The organism is Phenylobacterium sp. (assembly GCF_036723115.1).
Classification (GTDB): domain Bacteria; phylum Pseudomonadota; class Alphaproteobacteria; order Caulobacterales; family Caulobacteraceae; genus Phenylobacterium.
On sequence record NZ_DAIMHV010000129.1, the window covers coordinates 1 to 7,472 of the forward strand.

Consider the following 7,472-nt stretch of genomic DNA (forward strand, 5'->3'; position numbering starts at 1 on the left):
CCCGCAGGCCCAGCCCCGCCAGGGCCGACGCCAGGCTCACCGAGACGGTGGACTTGCCCACCCCGCCCTTGCCGCTGGCCACCGCGATGACGCGCCGCACATGGGGCGGACGTTCGGCGCCGGCGGGCGGTGCGGGCTCGGCCTGGGGATCGGCCGAAAGGCGCGCGCCCCGGCGCACCCGCGTCACGCCGGGCGCCGGGGGGGTCTCTTCCGGCGGGGCGACAGGGCGCGCCGCAGCCGGCGGCGGCGGCTGGGCCGGCGCGCCCAGGGGCTCGGCGTTGGTCAGCACCACCTGGGCCCGCTCCACGCCGGGCAAGGCCTTGAGGATGGCCTCGGCCTGGGCGCGCACCGGTTCATAGACGTCCAACTGGTCGCCGGGGGCCTCGATCATGAAGCCGGCCCGCCCCGGCCGCAGCACCAGGCCCTGCACCAGACCCGCCTGCGCCAGGCCCTGGCCGGTGCGCGGGTCGGTGACGGCGTCCAGGGCGGCCAGAACGGCGGCCCGATCGGGAATTGCGCTGGAGCTCATGTCGGGTTCAGCTTGCTTTGAGGGCTGGGCCGCCTCATATCCGGCTGACAGCGCCGGTTTACAAGTCCGCCCTCAGCGGACCGAACATGGCGGCCGCGCCGACTACGCCGAGACTTAAATTACGTCCCCGACGACGCGACCCTAGAAAGACGACGCACAGAACGAATGCCCTGGAACGATAATGTGAACCCCGGCCCCTGGGGGAACCCCCCGCCGCAAGGCGGCGGATCCGGAGGCCCTGGCGGCCCTGGCGGACCCCGCAGACCTGGTCCCGGCGGCCCCCGCGGACCGCAGCCTGACCTGAACGTCCTGCTGGAACGCCTCATGGCGCGTCTGCGCCACTTCTTCGGCGGCCCGGGCGGCGACGGGGTGAAGCCCGGCGCCGTGGCTGCGGTGGTGGGCGTGGCCTTCGGCCTCTGGGCGCTGTCGGGCCTCTATCTCGTCCAGCCCAATGAACAGGCCGTGGTGACCACCTTCGGCGCCTATTCGCGCTCGGCCGGCCCCGGCCTCAACTATCACCTGCCCGCCCCCATCGAGCGGGTGGAGAAGGTGCCCGTCACCAGCCTGAACCGCATCGATGTGGGCGGCACCCGCGAACAGCCCCAGTCCCAGGAAAGCCTGATGCTGACCGGGGATGAGAACATCGTCGACCTGAAGTTCAGCGTCACCTGGCGCGTGGCCGACGCTGCGCGCTTCATCTTCACCATCAGCAATCCCGAAGGCTCGGTGCGCGCCGTGGCCGAAAGCGCCATGCGCGAAGTGGTGGGCCGCTCGCCGCTGGACTACATCCTCACCCGCGGCCGCGGCGAGGTGCAGGCCGAAGCCGCCGCCCTGATGCAGCAGACCCTGGATTCCTGGGGCGCCGGCGTCAGCGTGGTGGAAGTCCAGATCCGCAACGCCGACCCGCCGGCCGAAGTGATCGCGGCCTTCCGCGACGTCTTCAACGCCAGCCAGGACGCCGAGTCCGCCGAGAACGAGGCCAACGCCTACCGTAACCGCGTGGTCAACGAGGCCCGCGGTGACGCCGCCCGCATCACCCAGGCCGCCGAGGCCTATCGTGAGCAGGCGGTCCGGGAAGCCACCGGTGAGGCCTCGCGCTTCGACCAGATCTATGCCGAATACCGCAGCGCGCCTGCGGTGACCCGTGAGCGTCTCTATATCGAGACCATGCAGCGGGTGCTGCGCAACTCCAACAAGGTGATCGTGGACTCCAACGGGGCCACCGCGCCGATCATCCTGCCGCCGGATGTCTTCCGTCCGCGCAGCGGACCGGGCGCGGCCGCCAGCCCCTCCCCCGTGCCCGTCCCGTCCACCGGCGCCAGCGCGCCCGCCGGGAGCAGCTCGCAATGAACCAGAAGTACATCCCCTATCTGATCGGCGCCTTCGTCCTCCTGGTGGTGCTGGCCAACACCTTCTTCGTGGTGGAACAGCGCGAACAGGCCATCGTGGTGCGCCTGGGCGATCCCGTCCGGGTGATCAACGCCGGCCCGCAGTCCACCGCCGGCCTGAAGATGAAGGTCCCGTTCCTCGAACAGGTGCTGACCTTCGACAAGCGCAACATCGCGCTCGAAACCGAAGAGGAAGAGGTCATCGCCGCCGACCAGGAACGCCTGGTGGTGGACGCCTTCATCCGCTACCGGATCAACGATCCCCTGCAGTACTACCGCACCCTGCGCGACGACCGGATCGCCGAGGACCGCATCCAGCGGCTGGTGAACTCGTCCCTTCGTCAGGTGCTGGGCTCGGCGCGGTCTTCCGACATCATTTCGGGCGAGCGCAGCGGCGTCATGCAGCGGACCTTGGCCGATGTGCGCGCCCGGGCCACCTCCTCGCGCTTTGGCATCGAGGTGATCGACGTGCGCATCCGCCGCGCCGACCTGCCGCAGGAAAACATGGCCGCCACCTATCGCCGGATGGAGACGGCCCGCCAGCAGCAGGCCGCGCAGATCCGCGCCATCGGTGAACAGCGCAAGCGGGAGATCATCGCCGAGGCTGACCGGGACGTGACCATCACCCTGGCCACCGCCCAGGAAACCGCCGATCGCACCCGAGGCGAAGGCGACGCCCAGCGGACGCGCATCTACGCCCAGAGCTTCGGGCGCGACGCCAGCTTCGCCTCGTTCTACCGCTCAATGCAGGCCTATGAGGACGCCATCGGCCAGGGCGACGCCACCATGGTGCTCTCCCCCGACAGCCAGTTCTTCCGCTATTTCGAGCGCGGCCCCGCGGCCCGCTGAGCCGATTCGCACCGCCTATGGCGTTGCGCGATCATGGCCCCCGGCCCGCAAGGGTTCGGGGGTCTTTTCGTGTAAGAGCGCGTTCCGATAAGTGGGAACCGGTTATCGGAACGAAACGCGCTCAAGTCTTTGAGGTTAGAGCCTGATTCAACGATCAGACGGTTTCGTCTGATCGCATCAGGCTCTAGCGGCGCACCATCACCGAGAGCAGGTCGCGCACCTCGTGCAGGTCCTGGGCGATGCGCACGCACAGGGCGTGCATCTCGTCGGTGGGGGCCAGCATGTCCGGGACCATGATGGTCATCATCCCCGCCGCCGCCGCGGCGCGGACGCCGTTGAGGCTGTCCTCCAGGGCGATGCAGTCCCGCGGATCCATGCCCAGCGCCTGGGCCGCCTTCAGATAGGGCTCGGGATGGGGCTTGCCCTGGGTGACGCTCTCGGCGGTGATGAAGGCGTCGAAGCGGTCCAGCAGGCCGGCATGACCCAGATGGGTCTCCACCGAGGTCATGCGCGACGAGGTGGCCACCGCCCGAGGGGCGCCCACGGCGTCCAGGTGGTCGAGCATCTCGATCACCCCGGTCTTCAAGGCGACGCCGGCCTTGTGCGCCTCGACGAACCGGGCCCGCACGTCAGCCACATAGGCGTCCAGGGCGAAGCCCGGCCCGAAGTGCTCCACCAGGATCCCGTCGCTCTGGGCGTGGGTCAGGCCGACCATGCTCTGGAAGACGGGAAAGGGCATGTCGCGCCCGATGGCGCGGGCGGCCTCGTCCATGGCCTTGAGCATCAGCCGCTCGGTGTCGATCAGCAGGCCGTCCATGTCGAAGACCACGGCGGCGCAGGGGCGAGGAAGGGTCATGCTCCGGCTCTTAGGGCACGGGGCGGCCGAAGCGAAATCACAGCCCGCTTCAGTCGGTGACAAAGTCCTCGGCGCGGTAGCCCTGGAAGTAGAGCAGAGCCGTGAGGTCGGCGTGATCCACCTTGGCGTGGGCCTGGGCGGCCACCACCGGCTTGGCGCGATAGGCCACGCCGAGGCCCGCGGCCTCGATCATGGCCAGGTCGTTGGCGCCGTCGCCCACGGCCAGGGCCGCGGACGGGTCGGTTCCCAGGGCGGCGGTCTCCTCCCGCAGGGCGGCGAGCTTGGCCTCGCGGCCGAGGATGGGCTCGCCCACCTCCCCGGCGAGCACGTCGCCGGCCTCGATCAGGCGGTTGGCCCGCTCGGCATGGAAGCCTGCCGCCTGGGCCACCCGGGCGGTGAAGAAGCCGAAGCCCCCCGACACCAGCACGCAGCGCGCCCCGTGGGCGGCCATGGTGCGGACCAGCGTCCGCGCCCCGGGATTGAGGCGCACCCGTTCCTCATAGGCCCGCTCCAGATCGCTGAGCGGCAGGCCCTTGAGCATGGCCACCCGCTCGCGAAGGGCGCCTTCGAAGTCCAGCTCGCCGCGCATGGCCCGCTCGGTGATCTCGGAGACCTGCGCCTTGACGCCAGCGAAGTCGGCCAGCTCGTCGATGCACTCGCAGCCGATGATGGTGGAATCCATGTCGGCGATCAGCAGCGCCCGACGCCGCCCGGCCCACGGCTGGACGCAGGCGTCCACCGGCAGGTCCGAGAGCGCCCGGGCCACGGCTTCGCGCACCGGCGCCAGGGCCTGGGCCTCCACCAGCACCTCCAGGGCGCCGGGGCCCAATGGCCGGGGTTCCTTGACGCGGGCCTGCGCGCCTGCGAGCGCTGAGGTGAGTTGGGCAAGCGCTGCGGCGGCGGCCGGGGCCTGCGGGCTGACGAGGGTGAGAGCAAGTTCCATGGAGCCCCGCATCTGGCTGATCGGCGGGCCGACCGCAAGCGGCAAGAGCGCGCTGGCCCTGCGGCTGGCCCAGGCCCGCGGCGGCGAGATCATCAACGCCGACTCCATGCAGCTCTATGGCGACCTGTCGGTGCTGACCGCCCGGCCCAGCCCGGAAGAGACCTCGCTGGCGCCGCATCACCTGTTCGGCGTGGCCGATGCGGCCGAGGCCTGGTCGGTGGGCCGTTGGCTGCGCGCCGTCCTGCCCCTGCTCGCCGAGATCCAAGGCCGGGGGCGGACGGCGATCCTGGTGGGGGGCACGGGCCTCTATTTCCGCGCCCTGACCCAGGGCCTGGCGGAGATTCCCCAGGCCTCGGCGGCCCAGCGTCAGGCGGCGGCGGCGGCCTATGAGGCGTTGGGCGAGGCGGGCTTCCGGGCCGAACTCGCCCGGTTCGACCCCGCCGCCGCGCAGCGGATCGCGCCGGGCGATCGCCAGCGGCTTACCCGGGCCTGGGAGGTTCACGCCGCCGCGGGCGAGGCCTTGAGCGACCTGCAGGCCAGGACCGCCCCGCCCATCGCCGCCGGGGCCTGGCGCGGCGTCGTGCTCGATCCGCCACGTGAGGCCCTCTATGCGCGCTGCGACCGGAGGCTCTGCGCCATGTTCGAGGGCGGCGCCCTGGACGAGGCCGAGCCGCTTCTGGCCCGAGGTCTCGACCCGGACCTGCCGGCCATGAAGGCCCTGGGCCTGCGGGAAATCGCCGCCCTGCGGCGCGGCGAGCTCAGCCGTGAGGCCGCCCTGGCCGCCGCCCAGCAGGAAACCCGCAGATACGCCAAGCGTCAGGCCACCTGGTTCCGCAACCAGACGCCCGACTGGGGTCGGATCACCGCCGCCGACGCCGAGGGGCAGTGGGAGCAATTTCTTGCCTTGAGCCCGCCTTGACGGGCGCAGGCGCGCATGCGATGAGCGCTCAAACCACTTATTGGAGAACGCGCGTGCGCGAGCTTCTCGTAATCCCCGGGCGACCTTCGACGAACTGATCTTCGGATCAGCGCGAACAAGGTCGCTTGCACCAGGCCCCCGAGAGGGCCTTTTTTATTGCCCTGAAGGCCAGCCCCAGAAGGCCCCCCATGACCGCCCACCAGACCATCACCGCCACCTCTTCCGACACCGAGACCCTGACGGGCGCCGAGATCGTCGTGCGTTCGCTGCTCGACCAGGGGGTGGAAGTGCTGTTCGGCTATCCGGGCGGGGCGGTGCTGCCCATCTATGACGCCCTGTTCGCCGAGCCGCGCCTGCGCCACATCCTGGTCCGGCACGAACAGGGGGCCACCCACGCCGCCGAGGGCTATGCCCGGTCCACCGGCAAGCCGGGCGTCGTCCTGGTCACCTCAGGCCCCGGCGCCACCAACGCCATCACCGGCATCGTCGACGCCCTGATGGACTCCATTCCCATGGTGGTCATCACCGGCCAGGTGGCCACCCACCTGATCGGCACCGACGCCTTCCAGGAGTGCGATACGATCGGCATCACCCGCTCGATCACCAAGCACAACTATCTGGTCAAGAAGGTGGAAGACCTGCCGCGCATCATGCACGAGGCCTTCCATATCGCCACCTCCGGGCGGCCCGGCCCCGTGGTCATCGACATCCCCAAGGACGTGCAGTTCGGCAAGGCGGCCTATCAGGGACCGCAGGCCGTCACCCACGCCCATGACTACCGCCCGCAGGTCAAGGGCGACGCCGGCCGCATCGCCGAGGCCGTCACCCTGATCGCCCAGGCCCGCCGGCCGATCCTCTATACCGGCGGCGGCGTCATCAACGCCGGTCCCCGGGCGGCCGAACTGCTGCGGGAATTCGCCGAACTGACCGGCGCGCCGGTGACATCCACCCTCATGGGCCTGGGCGCCTTCCCGGCCTCCGACACCAAGTGGCTGGGCATGCTGGGCATGCACGGCAGCTATGAAGCCAACCACGCCATGCACGACTGCGACGTCATGGTCGCGCTTGGCGCGCGCTTCGATGACCGGGTCACCGGGCGGCTGGACGCCTTCGCCCCCACCTCGCGCAAGATCCACGTGGACATCGACGCCTCGTCCATCGGCAAGAATGTCCGCTGCGACGTGGGCATTGTCGGCGACGCCGCCAGCGTGCTGGAGGACATGATCGCGGCCTGGAAGGCCATGCGCCTGTCGGTGGATCAGGCTGCGCTCGGCGAATGGTGGCGCCAGATCGACGGCTGGCGCGCCCGCCGCTGCTTCGCCTACACGCCCGATTCCAAGCTGATCAAGCCGCAGCACGCCATCGAGCGGCTCTACCATCACGCCAAGGACAAGGACGTTTACGTCACCACCGAGGTCGGCCAGCACCAGATGTGGGCGGCGCAGTATTTCCACTTCAACGAGCCCAACCGCTGGATGACCTCCGGCGGCCTGGGCACCATGGGCTATGGCCTGCCCGCCGCCGTGGGCGTGCAGATCGCCCATCCGGACTCGCTGGTCATCGACATCGCCGGCGACGCCAGCGTGCAGATGACCATGCAGGAGATGGCCACCGCCATCCAATACGACCTGCCTATCAAGATCTTCATCCTGAACAACGAGTGGATGGGCATGGTCCGCCAATGGCAGCAGCTGCTGCACGGGGAGCGCTATTCCCACTCCTATTCCGAAAGCCTGCCGGACTTCGTGAAGATGGCCGAGGCCTTCGGCTGCGTGGGTCTGCGGGCCGAGCACCCCGATGAGCTGGACGACAAGATCGCCGAGATGATCGCCGTGCGCCGTCCGGTGCTGTTCGACTGCCGGGTGACCAAGGAAGAGAACTGCTTCCCCATGATCCCCTCGGGCAAGGCGCACAACGAGATGATCCTGGCCCAGGAAGCCCGCGACCTCGGCTCCATCATCGACGATGCGGGCAAGCGTCTGGTCTAG

Annotated in this window: 7 protein-coding genes; 4 read left to right on the forward strand and 3 right to left on the reverse strand. The window is 69.9% G+C overall.

The window, feature by feature from the left end; translation table 11 throughout:
• A partial coding sequence (locus tag V7D28_RS12095) for an iron-sulfur cluster assembly protein (protein WP_333587634.1) occupies window positions 1–529 on the reverse strand: 529 nt, incomplete at its 3' end.
• A 324-nt stretch (window positions 530–853) separates the two neighbouring features.
• On the opposite strand from V7D28_RS12095, the gene hflK reads away from it, so the two are divergent.
• Together hflK and hflC are read left to right on the forward strand one after the other, a co-directional pair.
• Window positions 854–1,879: an FtsH protease activity modulator HflK gene (hflK, locus tag V7D28_RS12100; RefSeq protein WP_333587635.1), complete on the forward strand. Its 1,026-nt coding sequence runs from the start codon at window positions 854–856 to the stop codon at window positions 1,877–1,879.
• Window positions 1,876–2,766 (forward strand): protease modulator HflC, encoded by an 891-nt coding sequence (hflC, locus tag V7D28_RS12105; protein ID WP_333587636.1) that lies wholly within the window; start codon window positions 1,876–1,878, stop codon window positions 2,764–2,766. The genes hflK and hflC overlap by 4 nt, the downstream gene beginning before the upstream one ends.
• Window positions 2,767–2,950: 184 nt before the next feature.
• On the opposite strand, the gene V7D28_RS12110 is transcribed toward hflC, so the two are convergent.
• Both V7D28_RS12110 and serB read right to left on the reverse strand, forming a co-directional pair.
• On the reverse strand, window positions 2,951–3,622 hold the full coding sequence (locus V7D28_RS12110) for an HAD family hydrolase (RefSeq protein ID WP_333587637.1): 672 nt from the start codon (window positions 3,620–3,622) through the stop codon (window positions 2,951–2,953).
• Between the two features lie 49 nt (window positions 3,623–3,671).
• Complete coding sequence (gene serB / locus V7D28_RS12115; protein ID WP_333587638.1) at window positions 3,672–4,565, reverse strand: phosphoserine phosphatase SerB; 894 nt, start codon at window positions 4,563–4,565, stop codon at window positions 3,672–3,674.
• Here serB and miaA point away from each other — a divergent pair.
• A complete protein-coding gene (gene miaA, locus V7D28_RS12120) occupies window positions 4,564–5,484 on the forward strand; it encodes a tRNA (adenosine(37)-N6)-dimethylallyltransferase MiaA (RefSeq protein WP_333587639.1) in 921 nt (306 codons plus the stop codon). The two genes, serB and miaA, sit on opposite strands and share 2 nt — an antisense overlap.
• 188 nt (window positions 5,485–5,672) lie before the next feature.
• Window positions 5,673–7,472 (forward strand): acetolactate synthase 3 large subunit, encoded by a 1,800-nt coding sequence (locus V7D28_RS12125; RefSeq protein ID WP_333587640.1) that lies wholly within the window; start codon window positions 5,673–5,675, stop codon window positions 7,470–7,472.